The 18119-nt window shown below is 39.3% G+C and carries 18 protein-coding genes; 10 read left to right on the top strand and 8 right to left on the bottom strand.

Translation table 11 applies throughout. The features are described 5' to 3' along the window. The first annotated feature begins 60 nt into the window (after positions 1 to 60). On the top strand, positions 61 to 921 hold the full coding sequence (locus BMY21_RS11440; protein WP_074644328.1) for a flagellin N-terminal helical domain-containing protein: 861 nt from the start codon (positions 61 to 63) through the stop codon (positions 919 to 921). Between the two features lie 108 nt (positions 922 to 1029). Here the strand turns inward: BMY21_RS11440 and BMY21_RS11435 are convergent, their stop codons facing one another. From BMY21_RS11435 to dnaX, 4 genes are all read right to left on the bottom strand, one after another. Beyond that, on the bottom strand, positions 1030 to 1584 hold the full coding sequence (locus tag BMY21_RS11435) for an STAS domain-containing protein (protein WP_074644325.1): 555 nt from the start codon (positions 1582 to 1584) through the stop codon (positions 1030 to 1032). 76 nt (positions 1585 to 1660) lie between these two features. Then, on the bottom strand, positions 1661 to 2260 hold the full coding sequence (gene recR / locus BMY21_RS11430) for a recombination mediator RecR (RefSeq protein WP_074644324.1): 600 nt from the start codon (positions 2258 to 2260) through the stop codon (positions 1661 to 1663). A 3-nt stretch (positions 2261 to 2263) separates the two neighbouring features. Continuing rightward, the gene (locus tag BMY21_RS11425; protein WP_074644321.1) at positions 2264 to 2575 is read right to left on the bottom strand and encodes a YbaB/EbfC family nucleoid-associated protein; all 312 of its coding nucleotides are present in this window, start codon (positions 2573 to 2575) and stop codon (positions 2264 to 2266) included. Positions 2576 to 2577: 2 nt separating this feature from the next. Then, entirely contained in the window at positions 2578 to 4653 is a 2076-nt protein-coding gene (gene dnaX, locus BMY21_RS11420) for a DNA polymerase III subunit gamma/tau (protein WP_074644318.1), read from the bottom strand. Between the two features lie 338 nt (positions 4654 to 4991). Between dnaX and BMY21_RS11415 the strand changes: the two genes are divergently transcribed. From BMY21_RS11415 to BMY21_RS11380, 8 genes are all read left to right on the top strand, one after another. Further along, positions 4992 to 6038 (top strand): hypothetical protein, encoded by a 1047-nt coding sequence (locus BMY21_RS11415; RefSeq protein ID WP_074644315.1) that lies wholly within the window; start codon positions 4992 to 4994, stop codon positions 6036 to 6038. Next, positions 6025 to 6792: a Nif3-like dinuclear metal center hexameric protein gene (locus tag BMY21_RS11410; RefSeq protein ID WP_074644314.1), complete on the top strand. Its 768-nt coding sequence runs from the start codon at positions 6025 to 6027 to the stop codon at positions 6790 to 6792. Before BMY21_RS11415 ends, BMY21_RS11410 begins: the two co-directional genes overlap by 14 nt. 13 nt (positions 6793 to 6805) lie before the next feature. Next, the gene (gene lspA / locus BMY21_RS11405; RefSeq protein WP_074644558.1) at positions 6806 to 7351 is read left to right on the top strand and encodes a signal peptidase II; all 546 of its coding nucleotides are present in this window, start codon (positions 6806 to 6808) and stop codon (positions 7349 to 7351) included. A gap of 16 nt (positions 7352 to 7367) precedes the next feature. Next, positions 7368 to 7763, top strand: a complete 396-nt coding sequence (locus BMY21_RS11400) for a hypothetical protein (protein WP_074644311.1) — start codon at positions 7368 to 7370, stop codon at positions 7761 to 7763. After that, on the top strand, positions 7760 to 8449 hold the full coding sequence (locus BMY21_RS11395; RefSeq protein ID WP_074644309.1) for a 5'-methylthioadenosine/adenosylhomocysteine nucleosidase: 690 nt from the start codon (positions 7760 to 7762) through the stop codon (positions 8447 to 8449). The genes BMY21_RS11400 and BMY21_RS11395 overlap by 4 nt, the downstream gene beginning before the upstream one ends. 91 nt (positions 8450 to 8540) lie before the next feature. Beyond that, positions 8541 to 9035 (top strand): S-ribosylhomocysteine lyase, encoded by a 495-nt coding sequence (locus tag BMY21_RS11390; RefSeq protein WP_074644307.1) that lies wholly within the window; start codon positions 8541 to 8543, stop codon positions 9033 to 9035. A gap of 21 nt (positions 9036 to 9056) precedes the next feature. Beyond that, positions 9057 to 10526, top strand: a complete 1470-nt coding sequence (locus tag BMY21_RS11385; RefSeq protein WP_074644305.1) for a DUF1538 domain-containing protein — start codon at positions 9057 to 9059, stop codon at positions 10524 to 10526. Continuing rightward, positions 10523 to 11179: a P-II family nitrogen regulator gene (locus tag BMY21_RS11380; protein WP_074644302.1), complete on the top strand. Its 657-nt coding sequence runs from the start codon at positions 10523 to 10525 to the stop codon at positions 11177 to 11179. The genes BMY21_RS11385 and BMY21_RS11380 overlap by 4 nt, the downstream gene beginning before the upstream one ends. A 2-nt stretch (positions 11180 to 11181) precedes the next feature. Here the strand turns inward: BMY21_RS11380 and BMY21_RS11375 are convergent, their stop codons facing one another. Together BMY21_RS11375 and BMY21_RS11370 are read right to left on the bottom strand one after the other, a co-directional pair. After that, a complete protein-coding gene (locus BMY21_RS11375; protein WP_074644300.1) occupies positions 11182 to 13329 on the bottom strand; it encodes a heavy metal translocating P-type ATPase in 2148 nt (715 codons plus the stop codon). Next, positions 13329 to 13691 (bottom strand): ArsR/SmtB family transcription factor, encoded by a 363-nt coding sequence (locus BMY21_RS11370; RefSeq protein ID WP_074644297.1) that lies wholly within the window; start codon positions 13689 to 13691, stop codon positions 13329 to 13331. The genes BMY21_RS11375 and BMY21_RS11370 overlap by 1 nt, the downstream gene beginning before the upstream one ends. Before the next feature lie 143 nt (positions 13692 to 13834). On the opposite strand from BMY21_RS11370, the gene BMY21_RS11365 reads away from it, so the two are divergent. After that, positions 13835 to 14584, top strand: coding sequence for an RNA methyltransferase (locus BMY21_RS11365; protein WP_074644295.1), 750 nt, complete (start codon positions 13835 to 13837; stop codon positions 14582 to 14584). Here the strand turns inward: BMY21_RS11365 and BMY21_RS11360 are convergent. Next, complete coding sequence (locus BMY21_RS11360) at positions 14553 to 16511, bottom strand: EAL domain-containing protein (protein ID WP_083379846.1); 1959 nt, start codon at positions 16509 to 16511, stop codon at positions 14553 to 14555. The genes BMY21_RS11365 and BMY21_RS11360 overlap by 32 nt on opposite strands. 101 nt (positions 16512 to 16612) lie before the next feature. Continuing rightward, positions 16613 to 18100: an AMP-binding protein gene (locus BMY21_RS11355; RefSeq protein WP_074644289.1), complete on the bottom strand. Its 1488-nt coding sequence runs from the start codon at positions 18098 to 18100 to the stop codon at positions 16613 to 16615. Positions 18101 to 18119 lie beyond the last annotated feature (19 nt).

Genomic DNA, 18119 nt, shown 5'->3' with positions numbered 1-18119 from the left:
GTTGTGGTTTTAAACCCACCAATGTGTTTTATCTTATAACCTAACTATAAGGAGATTATTATGGTTATTAATCACAATATGAGTGCTATGTTCGCTCAGCGTTCCCAGGGAATTCAGGATCTTAACAATCAGAAGAGCATGGAAAAACTTTCTTCTGGTATGAGAATTAACCGTGCCGGTGACGACGCTTCTGGACTTGCAGTTTCTGAGAAAATGCGTGCTCAGATCCGCGGTTTGAACCAGGCTTCAACAAACGCTCAGAATGGTATTTCTTTCATTCAGACAACTGAAGGATACCTCCAGGAAACAACAGACATCGTTCAGCGTATCCGCGAACTTGCTGTTCAGTCTTCAAACGGTATCTATTCTTCTGAAGACCGCATGCAGATCCAGGTAGAAGTTTCTTCTTTGATCGCAGAGGTTGACCGCATCGCTTCTTGTGCTCAGTTCAACGGTATGAACATGCTTACAGGTCGCTTTGCTCGTCCTACAGGTGAAAATGTTGTTACAGGTTCTATGTGGTTCCATATTGGTGCTAACATGGATCAGAGAACACAGGTATATATTGGAACAATGTCTGCTACAGCTCTTGGTCTCCGCAACATTGGTGATGAATCAATCATGTCTCTTGCAACTCCAGATGAAGCTAACCGCGCAATCGGAACTCTTGATGAGGCTTTGATGAAGATCAACAAGCAGCGTGCTGACCTTGGTGCTTACCAGAACCGCCTTGAGAAGACTGTTACAGGTCTTGATGTTGGTGCTGAAAACCTCCAGGCTTCTGAATCACGCATCCGTGATACAGACATGGCTGAAGAGATGGTTAAGTTCACAACTTCTAACGTACTCTCTCAGGCTGGTACAGCTATGCTCGCTCAGGCTAATCAGTCTAGCCAGAACGTACTCAGCTTGCTCCGCTAGAATTAACCTAAATCCCGTCATCCTGAACTTGTTTCAGGATCGGGATAAAAAAAACCGATGCGAACTGCATCGGTTTTTTTATTTAACAAAAGAATTAAAAATCAGAAATTAGCCGAGAGTAATTGCTCCAGCCTCGCTGATTGTAATTATTGCTTTACAGTTAGTACAGCGGAAACGACCTGCGTGTGCTGCCTGAATATTCTTTCCACATGATGGACAAACAAGCATCTTAGGAAATACTGGACCTGGAGCAGAACCTTCATCATGACGAAGGTACTCCAAAGCTTCTTCTGTAGTATCCTTAAGATTGAAGAACTGAGAGAAACCAAGAATCTGGAATACTTCAGCTACCTTCTCCTGAACTTCAGAAAGAATAATATCTCCGCCCTTTACCTTTACCATCTTAAGAAGGATTGTAAAAGAACCGAGACCTGTAGATGACACATATGACAAACCGCCACAATTAAACAGAAGATTAAAGTACCCTGCTCCGATTACTTTAGTAAGCTGTTTCTGAAAGAAAGATGAATTGTAAGTGTCGATATACCCATCCAGGACAACCATACAACCGTTCTGGACTCCTGGAATCTTATGCAAAGTGATCTTGAGAGAATCGTCCTTGTCACTGTCAAAGCCTGAAACGATAGAATTATTTGATTCCATTTAAATTACTCCTTATGTATTATTATAAAACAAGAATTTCGAATTGTCTATTAAAATATGAAAAATAAAAAATCCGTTAAAACTCGCTGCGACCACGGAAACTCAAAGCTAAAGTGCGCTTATCAATGTATTCAAGGTCGCCGCCGACAGGAATTCCTGTTGCAAGTCGGGTAACTTTTGGTGAATCAGGAAGCTGAAGTTCCATAATCACCTTATTAAGATAGAGAGCAGTTGTATCTCCCTCTACTGTAGGATTTGTAGCAATTATAATTTCTGTAACGCTGCCATCTTTTATGCGGTTAAGCAGTGGCTGAATTGAAAGCTGTGCCGGTCCGATACCTTCGAGAGGACGGAGCAATCCTCCAAGAACATGGTACTTTCCCTTGTATTCACCATAGGCTTCAATTGTAGAAACGTCCTGCGGCTGTTCAACAACACAAATCTGAGATGAATCACGAAGCGGATTTGAACAGATTGGACACGGATCTGATTCTGTCCAGGTACCGCATACTGAGCAGGGCTTTATACGTTCCTGAAGATGTCCGAGATTCTGGGCAAACTTCTGGACATATGAAGAATCCTGTTTTAAAAGCCAGTTTACCATGCGGATGGCACTTTTTTTACCGATTCCAGGGAGACGGGAAAAGTTATTAGCTAATTCATCAAATGCATTCATAGACTAAAGTCCAAACTGACTGAGGTCAAGTCCACCAAGAATAGAACTTGATTTTGCCTTAATCTGTTCCTGTACATTTTCAACAGCGTTTTTATGAGCTGAAACGATAAGATCTTCAAGCATCTGAACATCACGATTATCAACACAAATCGGATCAAGCTTGATTCCCAGCATCTCGAATTTACCATTAAGTGTGACAGTTACCATGCGGCCACCAGAAGAGCCTTCTGCACGGATATCTGCAAGTTCCTTCTGAAGCTTTTCTGACTGTTCTTTAATTGCCTGTGTATTTTTAAGCAATTCAAATGGATTCATTATTACATCCTCCCGGCAACAATGGTGCCCTTAAAAGCATTTACAAGAATTTTAACCTGAAGCGGTATTTCTACCTTTTCTGCAGGCTTCTGTGCTTCCTGTACCTTTAAAGTAACATTGAAATGCATTTGACGTCCACAGATATTTGAAATCTCTGCAGATATCACATCTCTTTTCTTTTCTATAAGGCCTAAGTCATAATCGCTTTCAACAGTAGTCTTTACTGTGTCGGCTTCTATAACCCATAATCCAGTTTTTTCTACATTTGAAGCAGCAAATCCATCTGTAATGGCAAGTGCTGCAGTTACCTGGCCGCGGAGCTGACCTATTGAAATTGTCTGTCCACTGGCAGTAACAAAAGTATCCTGTAATTGAGCTGGTGCTTTGACTGCTGCAGGACTTGAAGCATTTTCATAAGATTCTTCTGCCTGTTCAGCAAGCTCTCCTTCATCCGGATAATACTCATCATCTGGAGGAGCATCCATATTTGACCAGCCGTCATCTCCATCTTCTGCATCCGGATTCATTGAATAACTGTCTGCATTTAATGGAATGTCCATTGCAGGCATAACCTGACCATCGTCGGTAACATTTTCCTGAGAAATATGAAGTTTAAGACGCTCGTCAAGTTCTGCCGGATGACTTACCTCTGCCTCTGGGGCAGCCACTGATTGTTCAGGCGGCAGTGGACCGCCATCATGAAAAGGGTTCGGATTCTCCCCACCTGCATCCGGCGGCTCCCCGCCTCCTCCGTTCGCTTCTTCCTCAATCAATTTATCAAGCATTGAAAGTTTTGGAAGACCGTTTGGAATCGGATTGATACCGAGAGCCTGCTCAGTTTTTGGCAGAACCGGCTGTGGCGCAGCATTTACTGGAGCAGTATTTACTGGTGCAGCCTGATTATTGAGCGGAGCTGCTGCTGAAGGCTGTGGAGCACCTGCAAGCAGATTCTGTGCCGCATCAATTGCCTTCTTAACCTCAGCATTAGAAACAAAATTGCCAATCCAGCACAAGCGGCTGAAAGCAAGCTCAAGTTCATAACGAGGAGAAAGCGAATATCGGATATCACGATAAAGCTGCAAGTATATAGAAAGAGCCCGTTCAATCTGGATTGTATTCCAGGCTCCTAGAACTACACTGCTGTAACGCTCCGGAGAATTTCCAAGAAGAGACTCTTTTTTAACACCGTTCTTAATAAGAAGAAGACTGCGGAGATAATCTGCACTGTTGGAAATCAGCTGTTCAATTGAAACACCAGCCTGCAGGAATTCATCAATCAGATTGATAACTGCTTCTGTATTGTTCTGAGCACAAGCTTCAAAAACAGTATTCAGGCGGTCAATGCCAACAAGACCAAGCTTATCGCGGATTTTGTCGTAAGTCATATGGCCGTCACTGAAAGCTACAACCTGATCGAACAGAGTGTAAGCATCGCGCATAGAACCTGTAGACTCGCGGGCAATCCAGAAGAGAGCTTCATCATCAGCCTGAATACCTAATTCTGCGGCAGCTTCTGCAAGGCACTGCTTTACTTTATCAATTGCAACCAGACGGAAATTAAACTGCTGGCAGCGAGACTTGATTGTTGCAGGAACCTTCTGAAGTTCTGTTGTCGCAAAAATAAAGATTACATATGGAGGCGGCTCCTCAATAGTCTTCAAAAGAGCATTGAAAGCCGAAGTTGAAAGCATGTGGACTTCGTCTATGATATAGATTTTGTATTTTGCATTACTTGGTGGAAAAAGAACTTCATCCTTAATCTGACGGATATTCTCAACACTGGTATTTGACGCACCATCGATTTCGATTACGTCGAGAGAAGTACCTTTTGTGATTTCCTGACAGGTAGAACAGGTTCCACAAGGATTATCTGTAGGCCCGTTCTGACAGTTCAAAGCTTTTGCAAGAATACGCGCTGTAGAAGTTTTTCCACAACCACGCGGACCTGAAAACAGGTATGCATGAGCTATTTTTCCGGATTTTATTGAATTCTTAAGAGTTTCCGCTACAAATTCCTGACCAACAAGGTCATCAAACTGCTGCGGTCTCCTTCGAGTCGCTGTTACTTCGTATGACATATAGTAAATTATAATGGGAATTTTCAGTTAAGGAAAGTCTAAAGGCCAAGATTGCGGGTAGCAGAGGTTCCTGTTTATTAACAAATTAATCGTACTATTGGCTTCCGGGCGCATATTTGCAGGACAAAAACGCGCAATATTGCGCTAGACGTTGTTTGTGGTATAGAAACTATTATACTGCCGCTCCCGCGGCAGCCACAAACAAAGTCTTTTTGCCCTACAAATCTGCTTCCTCGCGCCAAAATTTCATTACGTCTTTATAATGCCTCCACTGTACAGCCCCACATTCTTGGCCTTTAGACTTTCATATTTCCGTAAATCCCATTATAATTTATTCTATGAAATTCTACGGTGAACTCTTAGTTTTTGCATTATTATTTATTACCAACCTGCGCGTATTTTTTGTACATCATGTGCGGCGAGATCCTCTTGTTGTACTGGCTCCGTTCACCTTTATTGTAGCGATTCTGCAGATTTTCGCATGGAAAATTGATGCTTTTACAATTCTTGGACTCTTAATTGCACTCTTTGTCCTTCTTTCAAACTTCCATGCTATTTTCAGATATCTTGAACGCCTTTACATTGATCATTACAGCCCGTTAATGAGGGTTTGGGCCGCTTTTACAATCATCTTTTCTGCACTCGCACTTGCAGCTACAATTTATTTTGCACCAGTAGAACAGCATTCAAGAAAACTCAACGTTTCGGAAAATCAGTTTCTATATAAAGGAAGCTTTAGAAGCGGTTTTGAAAAGGCCAGTGCTGTTGGAAAAAAATCTCTGACACTTTATGAGTTTGCTCCAGATCAAATATCAGAGACAACCCCACAGAAATATGAAAATCTTATAGTGCTGTTTGAGCCGGACAAACGAGGCGATACAGAACATTATAAGCCTTATCTTCAACAGCTGGCATCCCAGGGAATTACAGTTTATTCTGCTGATTTTTATGCTGATGACGGACAGTGGCTTCATAATATTGGCGAAAAAAAAATTCTCCGCCGTCTGATTATGGTTATTCAGAGTGTTCTGAACGAGAAAAAGTTTACATCTCAAAAGGAATACTACTCTTTCAACATTTCTCAGGAATATTCAGTTCTGCTTCCTTTACTTCGAGAACATTGTGGTTCCAATAAGAAATTCTTCCTTATAGCTGATTTTATGGCTGATATTGCGGCTGACGACTTAATGAAGAAAAATCCGGAAGAAATTGCCGGTATATTAAAACTTTCTTCTATTGATAACTATAAAACTTCTGGATATGGCTGTATTGAACAGACTGATCCTCTTTTAGCAATGGTTCTTGGATTTTCGCGGGATTCTTCTCTTGCAACTCCAAATCTCCTGGCTAAAAAAACTGTGGAGGCCCTTAATGACCTTAAATGAACTGGACGAGTGGCTGAACGCGTTCCTTAAAAAAGAAGACTTTCCTGGAGACCCTTCGCGGAATGGTATTCAGGTGCAGAATTCCGCCCCGGCGGAGAAACAGATTAAGACGGTAGCTTTTGCGGTGGACGCATGCGAAGCAACTGCTCTTGCTGCAGCTGAAGCTGGCGCAGATGTTCTGGTTGTTCACCACGGACTTTTCTGGGGTGGTTGCGAAACACTTACCGGTAATTTTTATAAGCGTGCGGCCGCCTTTATTAAAAACGACCTTGCTTTAATCGGCTACCACATTCCTCTTGATGCAAACAATCCTTATGGAAATAACTACGGACTGGCGGCCGCCCTCGGGCTTTCAAAGCTTGAACCGTTCGGTTTCTGGCGTGGAATGAGTATTGGAGTTCGCGGTGAATTCACTACACCAGTGTCTCCAGAAGACCTCTGTTCTTCACTTTCAAAAATCACAAAAACAAATGCCCGCCTCTTCCAGTTCGGAAAATCACAAATCAAAACTGTAGGAATTATTTCCGGAGGGGCCGGTGAAGATGTGGATCAGGCTGCTGAACTCGGTTTAGACTGTTACATTACCGGTGAGTTCGCTCATGAGCAATATCATCCTGCAGAAGAATTTGGTATCAATGTAATTGCCGGAGGCCATTACGGCACCGAAACTATGGGAGTTTCCCTGCTTAAAGAAAAAATAGAAAAGGAGTTAGGTCTTCGCACGTTATTTATTGACCTGCCGACAGATTTATAAGTATATTTTTAATATGAATAAAGAATTAAAATCAAAACTGCTGCCAATTTCACTTGCAGTTCTAGTAGTTATCCTTGATCAGATTACAAAAATCCTTGTAATGAAAAATATTCCGCTTTATACAATAGGCGCACAGTTTTTTGGAGATTTTCTGAGAATCATTCACGTAGCAAATACAGGAGTTGCGTTTAGTGTAGGTGCAACCTGGTCTGATACTTTGCGCCGTTTACTGTTTTCTCTTATTCCTCTTATCGTAATTGGTATTGTTGTTGGAATTTACTTTAAGAATAATACCTGGACTAAGGTTCAGCGCTGGGCAATTATGGGTATTGTAGGTGGAGGTCTTGGAAATCTTATTGACCGCTTTTTCCGTGCCGAAGGTGTTGTAGACTTTATCGATGTTAAATTCTATGGACTTTTTGGTCTTGAACGATGGCCAACCTTTAATGTTGCAGACGCAGCAGTTGTTGTCTGTGGTATTATGCTGATTGTTTCATTTATCATTACTTATATAAAAGAATCTAAAGAACAGAAATCTCAGGAATCTGAGAATAAATAAAAAAAGAGGTATTCACATGGACATGACTGATGAAGAAAAAGCGGAGAGACTTGAACGTCAGAAAAAGGAACTTGAACTTCGTGCTAAAAAACGCAATTCAAGACTTTTCCTGTTTTTCGGTAGTATTTTTGAAATCGTAGAAACTCTCGCTGTAATTCTGCTGCTTTTTGTATTTTTCTCTTTCCTGATTTTCAAAGTTTTTACACTTCCTGAAGCTACTGCACGCACTGTTTTCCAGTTCAGTACTATCGTTAGCTTTATCGGTGGTCTTTTCCTTGGCTTTATGATATATAAAACTTGTGCAAACTTTGTAATCGAAAAGTTTAATCTTACTGATAAACTTTCAAATGAAGTTCTTGGACATTATTCAAAGCGCGCTCGCGCTGCAGAAAAAGAGGCATTAAAAAAATGATTGGAATTATTGGAGCAATGGACAGCGAGGTAGAAACTCTTTTTGCCCGCATGTCTGCAAAAGAAAAAGTTAATATCAACAATTTAATTTTCTACAAAGGAAAATTATATAACAAAGATGTTGTTATCGTAAAATGTGGTATTGGAAAAGTAAACGCTGCTTTATGTACTCAGCTTTTAATACTGAATTTTAAAGTTTCAAAGATTATCAATACTGGTATTGCGGGAGCTACTGGTACTGGTCTTAATATTTATGATTTTGTAGTTTCAACAGAAGCAGTTTATCATGATTTTGATACTGTGTTCTTTGGCTATAAACTTGGACAGGTTCCAGGCATGCCGGAAGTTTTTGTTGCAGATCCAGCTCTTGTAAATGCAGCAGTTTCTGCTTTTGAACATACAGATTTTTCTAATAAGCTGAAAATAGCAAAAGGCCGTATTGCTTCTGGTGATCAGTTTATTTCCGGTGGTGAAAAGAAAAACTTTATCATTTCTAACTTCCATCCTCAGTGTGTTGAAATGGAAGGTTGTGCAATTGCACACGCATGCTATGCAAACAAAGTTCCTTTTGTAATCATTAGATGTATGTCTGATACTGCTGACGAAACTGTAAAAGAAACATATTCGGAAGAAACAGCATCACGTCTTAGCAGCACTTTCCTTCTGGAAGTAATTAAAGAAATATAAATTAAAGTAATATACGTCCACGTCAAGGCACGCTTCGCTTAAAGCCTTGACATGTCCGTTTATCGTTTTTTTTAAGGAGGTTACCCCCGCTATGGAAGTTGTTCAGAGTTTTACTATTGATCATACACATTTGAAGCCTGGTATCTATATTTCCCGCGAAGACAAGGGTTTTACAACTTATGATCTTCGTATCACAGAACCTAATAAAGAACCGGCAATGGGACCTGGAGCAATCCACAGTCTTGAGCATCTTATGGCTACCTGGTTCAGAAATTCTGAAGTAAAGGATGACGTAGTTTACGTTGGTCCTATGGGCTGTCTCACAGGTATGTATATCATCATGATTGGAAAATACTCTGTAGAAGATATGCGTCAGCTTACAATCCGCTGTCTTGAATGGATTCTTACTCAGAATGAAGTTCCTGCGACACGTCCTGAAGCCTGCGGAAATTATCTTCTCCATGATCTTCCTATGTGTAAGTGGGAAAGCAAACGCTATCTTGACCGTTTGAAGAATGATTTCCATTGTGAATATACAAAGCTTGAAGTAAAGCTTGATGATGGAAAAGTTTTTGCAGACGCATAAGGTAAACTGACAGAATATTAAATGAACATTCTGAACAAATTAAAAGAAACAGCAGTTTCGGTTCTGCCGGTTATGGCAATCGTGCTGTTTCTTGGATTAACCTTTGTTCCTCTTGATAAGTATCTGCTCGCACGCTTTGTCGTTGGCGGGCTTTTGCTTATTATTGGCCTTACAATTTTTCTTCTTGGTGTAGACCTTGGTATTCAGCCGATGGGCGAAAGAACTGGTTCTGCACTGACAAAAAAACGTTCTCTTCTACTTTTGCTTTTTGTTGCTTTCATAATCGGATTTATTGTAACTGCTGCGGAACCTGATATTCAGGTTTTTGGTGACCAGGTACGGAGCATTTTTCCCGTCGTAAATAAAACAGCTATCACCTTTGTAATTGCAGGCGGAGTTGGTCTTTTTATAATGCTGGGACTCTTGCGCACTGTTTTGAATCTTTCACTTAAATGGACTTTCTTCATTGCATACTCAGTGCTTTTCTTAATTTCTATTTTTGCCCCTGAAAGCTTTTTTGGAATTGCCTTTGATTCTGGCGGAGCAACAACAGGTCCTATGACTGTACCTTTTATTATGGCGCTAGGTATTGGTGTTTCCAGCGTCCGCGATGATAATGACAACAGTTTTGGTCTTACAGGAGTTTGTTCCATCGGACCAGTTATGGCAGTTTTGATTTATGCGATATTATTGAAAGGGCCTATAGTTGATGGTCCACTGAGTGGAGCCGAAAGTGCTGCAGTATCTAACGCAGTATCAGAAAACTTTGCCCAAATCGCTGCACACGTCTTCCGCGAATCATTGATTTCTATTGCACCACTTTTTGCATTGTTTATAATCTTCCAGATTTCACTCTTGAAAATGACGAAACGTCAGGTAATCAGAATTATAATCGGTTTTATTTATGCTTTTATAGGACTTACGATTTTTCTGATTGGAGTAAAGGGTGGTTTTTCGCAGGCAGGCGCAGAACTCGGAGAAAAGCTTGGCTCTCTTGCTGTTGAAAATGGTGGTGCCTGGTATGTGCTCCTTATCTTCACCGGACTTCTTTTAGGCGCAATTATTGTCTGTGCAGAACCTGCTGTATGGGTTTTAAGTGAACAGGTAGAAAATGTAAGTGGCGGTACAATAAAAAGAAAGGTCCTTCTTATTTTCCTTTCGGTAGGTACTGCAATTGCCATTGCTCTTGCCATGCTTCGCGCTGTTACAGGTTTTAATCTTAAATATGTTATTATCCCAGGCTATATAATTGCTATGACTCTTATGATTTTCTGCCCTTCTCTTTTTTCAGGAATTGCTTTTGATTCGGGCGGAGTTGCTTCGGGACCTCTCACTTCAACTTTTGTACTTTCATTTACTCTTGGTGCTGCCTCAAGTGGAAAAGGCGGAAATGATTCTTTTGGTGTAATTGCTCTTGTTGCCATGATGCCGCTGCTTGCAATTCAGCTTATGGGAATCATATATAAACTCAAACAAGGAGGCAAAAAATGAATTATAAGCTTCTTGTGAGTATTGTTCCTCATGACAGCGGGGAACTAATATCGGACGCAGCAAAATCAGCGGGAGCTGGCGGTGGTACTATTGCAATGGGCCGCGGAACTGCATCGAACGGAGTTCTACAGCTTCTGGGACTTGGCGATACTTCAAAAGATATCGTCTACATCATTCTGGAAGAAGAAAAATGTGAAGCTGTTCGTACTGCAATAATTTCAGCATCAGAAACAAAAAAACATTTTGGAGTGCTTTTTACAATCGAAGTAGGAAATTTTGTAAAAGCAGGTAATACAGATTCAATCGAAAAATCAGAAATAAAAGGGGGCAAATCTATGGCAACCAGTACATATCAGATGATAAACGTAATTGTAAACAAAGGCTATGCAGAAGATGCAATGGCTGCAGCCCGTAAAGCAGGAGCCGGTGGCGGTACAATTATCGGTGCCCGTGGTACTGCAAAAGAAGGTGATGCAGCTTTCTTTGGAATGAAGATTGTCCCGGAAAAAGAAATGCTGATGATTCTCGTTCCGTCTGATAAAAAGGATGCCATACTCCAGGCTATCACAGCCCTTCCTTGTTTTGCAGAAGCTGGAAGCGGAATCATCTTCTGTAATGAAGCCCAGGATTTTACTCTCCTGGGCAAAAAGTAATCTTATTTCTTACTAGTTTTCAGCAGACGTAGGCTGTTAAGAACCGCAAGGATTGTTACACCGACATCGCCAAAAACCGCAATCCACATATTCGAAATGCCGAGGGCACTGAGAATCAAAATAGCTCCCTTAATTCCCAAAGCACCATAGAGGTTTTCATAAACAATGCGCAGGGTGCGGCGGCTTATTTTAATTCCGTCTACAATCTTACTTGGCTTGTCTTCCATAATAATGATGTCTGCAGCTTCAATCGCAGCGTCACTTCCCATATTACCCATTGCGATACCAGCATCAGCACGGGCAAGAACAGGCGCGTCGTTTATACCGTCGCCGGCAAAAATCAGAGTACCGCGTTTCTTTCCACCCTTAGAAAGATCTGCAAGAAGTTCTTCAACCTTAGCAAGTTTGTCTGCACTGAGCAGCTGACCAAAAGCTTTTTTAAGACCGAGCTTTGCAGCAACTGTATGTGCGGCACGTTCGTTATCTCCAGTAAGCATTACAACATTTTCAACACCAATTTTATGAAGACCTTCAACAGTTGCCTGTGAATCATCTTTAATTTCATCGCTGATTACAATGTGGCCACTGTACTTTCCTTCACTTGCAACGTGAATTACAGTTCCGTCCTGATGTTCAGAACATTCACTGTAATCAATACCAAACTGTTCCATAAGCTTTGTGTTACCGGCAAGAACTTCCTTACCGTTTACAAGAGCTTTTATACCCTTACCTGCAATTTCTTCTACGTTCTCAAGTTTTACATTGTCGCAGCATTTGTCGTGATGAGCAGCTTTGAGTGAAGCAGAAATCGGATGTGTAGAGAACATTTCTGTATGTGTTGCAAGAGCAAGCAGTTCTGTCTCTGTAATAGAAGAATCTGTTGCGTGAATATGTGTAACAACAAAGTTTCCTTTTGTAAGGGTTCCAGTCTTGTCGAATACGGCAGTTTTTGTACGGCCGAGTGCTTCAAGGTATACACTTCCTTTAATCAGGATTCCATGACGTGCAGCAGCTGTAATACCACCACAGAATGAAAGTGGAATTGAAATAACAAGCGCACAAGGACAGCTTACTACAAGGAACATAAGTGCACGGTATACCCAGGTACTCCAGATTGCCTGCCATGCCCAGTTGCCAGACTTAAAGCCAATTATCACACTTGGAATAATTGCAAGTGCCAGAGCAGAATAAACAACGATTGGTGTATAAACACGTGCAAAGCGTGTTACAAACTGCTCAGACTTTGTCTTGTTTTCTGTTGCATTTTCAACGAGTTCAAGAATACGTGAAAGAGCCGAATCACCGGCATGTCGTGTTGTTCTGATTTCAAGTACGCCCTGTTTGTTGATTGAGCCGGAAAGAACTTCGCTTCCAACAGATACATGCTGAGGAATACTTTCACCAGTAAGAGCTGAAGTATCAACAAAACTGTCGCCGTCTACAACAACACCATCAATAGGAATACGGTCACCAGGCTTTACAATGATTACAGAATCAGTTTCAACTTCTTCAGGATCTACTTCGCGAGTTTCTGCTCCAACCTTTACGGTTGCATGATCCGGACGAAGTTTTGCAATCTCTTCGATAGAATCCCGAGATTTATCAACTGCATAATCTTCAAACTTTTCACCAACTTGATACAGAATCATGATAGCAACAGCTTCTTCATATTCACCAAGAAGAATCGCACCAATGGCTGCTACAGACATTAAGAAAGATTCATCCATCAGTTCGCCATGTATAAGGTTAGAAACAGCGCCAATTACAATATCCTTTCCTGTTATCATAAAGGCAATAAAATACAGTACCATACAAACTGCTTCATGAATCAGATCAATTTTTGCTACATCAGGAAACCAGTTTTCTACAGGAAGATGCTCTATTACAAGTCCAAGTACAAACATTACTGCAGCAAAAATCAACTGCTTTACAGTAAGTTCATGTTCTTCTCCATGCTCGTGTCCATGTTCATGGTCGTGGTGATGATGTCCATGTTCGTGACCGCAGCCGCATGAACATCCATCGTGTTCGTGATGGACATGGTGATGTCCGTGTTCATGCCCGCACTCGCAGTGTTCGTGTTCATGTTCGTGTTCATGTTCATGTCCGCATTCGCAGTGTTCATGTTCGTGTTTATGTTCGTCGCTCATTATTCTTTCTCCTTAATATGTTCTATACCACACTCTAAAATACTCTTTACGTGATCGTCTGCAAGGCTGTAGTAAATTACCTTGCCCTCACGGTTTGTACGCACCAGATCAGATTCACGTAAAGTCCTCAACTGATGAGAAACAGCCGAAACCGACATTCCCAGCAGCGCCGAAATATCACATACGCAAAGGTCACTTTTATCAAGCGCATAAAGAATCTTTACACGCGTTGTATCACCAAAAATCTTGTAAAAATCAGCAAGGTCAAAAATCATTTCATCTTCTGGAAATGTTGCCCTAACTTTTTTTACGGTCTCTTCGTGAATTACTTCGCCTTCGCACAGTTCTTCATTCTTTTTCATTGAGACTCCTGCTGTTCATTTGAACAAACATTCAATTGAGCAGCTATTCAAATAATAATGTCATTTGAATAATTGTGCAAGTGTTTTTTTTACAAAAATTAACTCATTTGCCATAAACCGCTTTTTTTCTTATACTGATTTTTATGAACCTTTCAAATATTGTAATTGTATTAGACCATCCGGATGAATCAAGAAATATTGGTGCTGCATGCCGCGCCATGGCTAATAATGATATAAGTGATTTACGAATTGTCGGCAACAAAGCAGACTACGACATTGAACATATTCACGTACTTGCAATTCATGCTGGTGCAATTTTTGATAATGCCAGATTCTTCAATTCTATAACAGAGGCAACAAGCGATTGTTCAATTTGCGCTGGCACAACAAGACGTCGGGGTAAAAAACGTGGCAAACTGCTTCTGCCAGAGGAATTTGCAGAGATGGCAGACACAACCACAAACAATTCTGGAAAGGTTGCCGTTATCTTTGGAAACGAACGCACCGGACTTACAGATGAACAGCTTGATGAATGTAATCTTGGAGTTACAATACCTTCTTCAGATGGTTTCGGCTCTTTAAATCTTAGCCATGCAGTTCAGATTATGAGCTATCATCTTTTCCGTTATTCCCTTAAACAAAAAAAAGGTGAATACCGAGGTTATACACCGCTTACTCTGGAGCGCGTAGATCAGACCGTAAAAACAATTACAGATGATATGCAGAAAATCGGGTTCTTTAAAATGCCGGGCCGCGAAGATATGGAAAATTTCTGGAGAAGTGTTTTAAGTCGGGCAAGTCTTTCAGAGGGTGAAGCACAGTATCTGGAAAAGACATTTAATAAAATGGCAGGACTGGCGTCTAAGAACGCTTCGAATTCTTCTCAGCAATAAACTTAACGAACTCTTCTTCTGGAATCGGCTTACTGAAATAGAAGCCCTGAGCATAAGTGATGCCAAGACTTGCAAGGTAATCAAACTGCTCTTTTGTTTCAATTCCCTCAACAACAATCTTTCGTCCCATCTTGAGGAGCATTGAAATCATATTTTCCAGAAGAATCTTTGCATTCTTAGTTCCTTCAGTCTCATCTTCTTTAAAACAAGGCCATAAAAGGCTCTTATCAATTTTGATCATTTCAAAATCTGCTTTAGCTATTCTGGAAAGATTTGAATAACCAGTACCAAAATCATCCATAGAGAATGAACAGCCGAACTTCTTAAGCTCTTCCATATTCTTTTTGAGCATGTAGCCCGAAGTTACTGCAATAGATTCTGTAATTTCAAGATTAACACAGTCTGGTGCAATATTATACTTCATCAAAAGTGACTTCATGAGTTTTGGAAGATTTGCATCTACAGATTGCAGTCCGGAGAGGTTTACCTCTATATGATTCATATGCTGTTTTTTTAGATTGTTTTCAGACATGAATGCAAATACATGATTAAAAATCAGATTACTGAGTGGCATAATCATGCCTTTCTTTTCAGCAAGCGGAATAAACTCTTCAGGAGAAACATAACCGATAGTATTTTCATCTTTAAGACGTACAAGAGCCTCGGCATTTGTAAATCTCTTTTCGGCAAGACTATAAATCGGCTGATAATACATTACGATAGAATTATTCTTTATAGATTCAGAAACAATATGAAGAATCTGTCGGCTTCGGATTCGCTTTTCGCGGGCCTTATCATCAATTCGTCTGATAAAGCCGATAGAACGACCGTAGGTTTCTGTATCTTCAGCAAAGTCAAGCAGTTCAACAACCTGTCCATCAAAAGGGAAATCTTCAGGACAGAAAAGAACATTGGCATGAGCATTCAGACGAACAGATCTGTCTTTAAGCTCCCATGGACGAGAGAATCTGTCTGCAAGAATCTCAAGGCAGGTATCGATTTTTGAAATATGCTTGTTGTCTACAATAAAAGCAAGCGTCATTCGGTTCATGCGGTAACACTGGGTTTTAAAAGATTTTTCAACAAATTGTTTTATTTCAACCAGAGTTTCTGCAATTACATTTGTACCTACATAGTTTTCAATGATTGACGCTTCATCAAGTTCCATGCTTACTATCGCATAATTTTTTTTGCAGCTCATAAATTCCTGCAAAACAGTTTTAAGCGCATAGTAATTAAAGGCTCGGGTTTCACTATCAAGATATTCAGAAGGATTTTCAAGCGACAGGAACATCAGAAGAATGATGGCAGAAATACCAACACTGGAAATTAAAATCTTTGGCTCAATAATCTGAATGCCACCGAATCCAACCCAAAGTGCCATAGTCATAAGTACACAGATTTTCTGTTTACGGTGAGCCTTATTTTTCCAGTGTCGAAGGGTCTGAAAAACCGTCATTGCAGAATAGATGATAAGAACTGCATAAACACAATTTACCATCAATCCAAAGGAATAAATTCCATCTTCTTCTATATAATAATCTATTGGTGCAAAAAGAACAGAAGCCAGAGCGAAAACATACGAAACAATGATTACCGAAAGCTCCGGCTTTGAATAACGTCTCTGATCGCGATTAAGTATATCAATATAGAGATAGATACATGAAAGAGCGATATACAGAAAAATAATAAAGCCCTGGTGCGTAAAACGAACAAACCAGATCGGACATGAATCAAAATAAACAAGTGCAAAAACTGTAGCAAAATCAAACAGCAGATAGAGTAATGCACTCACCATCAAAACAGAAAAGATTTTGTTTGAAAGCAGTTTGATTTTCGGACGTAAAAAATAGATGACTTCAAGAATCAACATGATTGAGAGCGATGCGATTTGAAATTTTATATGGTTAAATAAAAATGAATTCATCTAACCATATATTTTACAACGAGATATGAAGAAACGCTAGATTTTTTTATTTTTGTGTTTATTTATGCAAGACAATCGCATAAATAAACACAAAAAAATAATTACTTATAATAATAGTTTTCTCTTTTAATTTTCATAGTCGATGTTTTTTCAAATTCTGTATCTCGGAGTGAAACTTCTTTAATATGTTTATATCCAGGATTTTTATTATTTAATAATCGAACTTTTTCAGAAAAATATTTTAGAATTTCTTTTTGATCTTTACCATTAAAATATTTCATATCTGGAAAAACTTCTAATGCAATTATATCGTTCTTCTGATAAACAATAAGTTCCTTTATTCCTTCAAATTCCAAAAGTTGTTTTTCAAGTTCTTCAGGAGATACATTTTCACCATTGGAAGTAATAATCAAATTCTTTTTCTTGCCAATTATATACAAATAGTTATTAATATCTAAATAACCAATATCTCCTGAATGTAAATAACCATCAATTAATACTTCTGCTGTTGCCTCAGGATTATTGTAATATCCTTTCATCACATTTTGACCTTTTATACAGATTTCGTCATCAATTATTTTAATTGTATTACATGGCAAAACTTGACCTACAGACCCTTTTTTTATTCGGACTCCTTCATCGGTCGCAACAACAACACATTCTGTCATTCCATAACCTACATAAGCATCAATTCCAAATGACTGAAGTTCTTTCCTTAATTCAGTATTAATATATGCACCACCAATTGCAAATCGTTTAAGAACATCACCAACAACTTTATTTTTTATTTCTTGTCTAGAACATGCCGGATTCTTTTTCAATTCGAGAAGAAGTGCATTACATATATACTCAGCAAGCATTGGAACTACACAAATATGATAAATGTTAAATTCTTTTAATTCTGACAAAATTGAACTCATTCCGCTACTAAGAACAATTGTATTTCCATAAAGTAATGGCCAAATTACATCTAAAGAAAGTGCATATATGTGAAACATAGGAAGAACACTAAGTTCTGAATAACGCTCTGGCATGTTTGCTGTTTCAATAATAGCCTTTGTATTGATAATAAAATTATTCTGAGAAAGCATTACACCTTTACTTTCTCCGGTAGATCCAGATGTATACATAATCAAACATACATCATCAGGATTTGAGTCGACATTTGGAAGTTCTGTAGATGCGTCTACTAATAACAAATCCTGCATACAATATTTCTGCACTTGAGTATTAAGTTTATCAACTAAACCTTTAATATTATTCGAATACAATAAAATAGAAGTCTCTGAAGTTTTAATTAGATAATCTAATTTATCTTCTGGTAATCTGTTATCCAATGGAATAAGAATATTATTTGTAGAAATACCTGCAATAAAGCAAACAAAGAATTCATATGAATTTTCAGAAATAATAGCTATTTTTTTATTTTTAATATTTTCCTGTGTAAAATAGTTAATCAACTTATTTGAATCATTAAATAAATCAGAATATGTTTTTTCTATAACTTTATTATCTTTTCGATATTTTATAAGAACTCTATCACCAAATTTTGGAGTATTAGCTTTAATAATTGAATATAAGTTTTGCATTTCATCCTCTCTTAATTAA

This window comes from Treponema bryantii (genome assembly GCF_900111035.1).
GTDB lineage: Bacteria > Spirochaetota > Spirochaetia > Treponematales > Treponemataceae > Treponema_D > Treponema_D bryantii_C.
The sequence above is the reverse complement of the archived record's forward strand: the minus strand, read 5'-3'. Positions and strand labels throughout refer to the sequence as shown.

Bases quoted from the DNA above. Each gene is read 5' to 3' on its own strand.
- BMY21_RS11440 (WP_074644328.1), top strand. From the start codon at position 61: ATGGTTATTAATCACAATATGAGTGCTATGTTCGCTCAGCGTTCCCAG.
- BMY21_RS11435 (WP_074644325.1), bottom strand. From the start codon at position 1,584: ATGGAATCAAATAATTCTATCGTTTCAGGCTTTGACAGTGACAAGGAC.
- recR (WP_074644324.1), bottom strand. From the start codon at position 2,260: ATGAATGCATTTGATGAATTAGCTAATAACTTTTCCCGTCTCCCTGGA.
- BMY21_RS11425 (WP_074644321.1), bottom strand. From the start codon at position 2,575: ATGAATCCATTTGAATTGCTTAAAAATACACAGGCAATTAAAGAACAG.
- dnaX (WP_074644318.1), bottom strand. From the start codon at position 4,653: ATGTCATACGAAGTAACAGCGACTCGAAGGAGACCGCAGCAGTTTGAT.
- BMY21_RS11415 (WP_074644315.1), top strand. From the start codon at position 4,992: ATGAAATTCTACGGTGAACTCTTAGTTTTTGCATTATTATTTATTACC.
- BMY21_RS11410 (WP_074644314.1), top strand. From the start codon at position 6,025: ATGACCTTAAATGAACTGGACGAGTGGCTGAACGCGTTCCTTAAAAAA.
- lspA (WP_074644558.1), top strand. From the start codon at position 6,806: ATGAATAAAGAATTAAAATCAAAACTGCTGCCAATTTCACTTGCAGTT.
- BMY21_RS11400 (WP_074644311.1), top strand. From the start codon at position 7,368: ATGGACATGACTGATGAAGAAAAAGCGGAGAGACTTGAACGTCAGAAA.
- BMY21_RS11395 (WP_074644309.1), top strand. From the start codon at position 7,760: ATGATTGGAATTATTGGAGCAATGGACAGCGAGGTAGAAACTCTTTTT.
- BMY21_RS11390 (WP_074644307.1), top strand. From the start codon at position 8,541: ATGGAAGTTGTTCAGAGTTTTACTATTGATCATACACATTTGAAGCCT.
- BMY21_RS11385 (WP_074644305.1), top strand. From the start codon at position 9,057: ATGAACATTCTGAACAAATTAAAAGAAACAGCAGTTTCGGTTCTGCCG.
- BMY21_RS11380 (WP_074644302.1), top strand. From the start codon at position 10,523: ATGAATTATAAGCTTCTTGTGAGTATTGTTCCTCATGACAGCGGGGAA.
- BMY21_RS11375 (WP_074644300.1), bottom strand. From the start codon at position 13,329: ATGAGCGACGAACATAAACACGAACATGAACACTGCGAATGCGGACAT.
- BMY21_RS11370 (WP_074644297.1), bottom strand. From the start codon at position 13,691: ATGAAAAAGAATGAAGAACTGTGCGAAGGCGAAGTAATTCACGAAGAG.
- BMY21_RS11365 (WP_074644295.1), top strand. From the start codon at position 13,835: ATGAACCTTTCAAATATTGTAATTGTATTAGACCATCCGGATGAATCA.
- BMY21_RS11360 (WP_083379846.1), bottom strand. From the start codon at position 16,511: ATGAATTCATTTTTATTTAACCATATAAAATTTCAAATCGCATCGCTC.
- BMY21_RS11355 (WP_074644289.1), bottom strand. From the start codon at position 18,100: ATGCAAAACTTATATTCAATTATTAAAGCTAATACTCCAAAATTTGGT.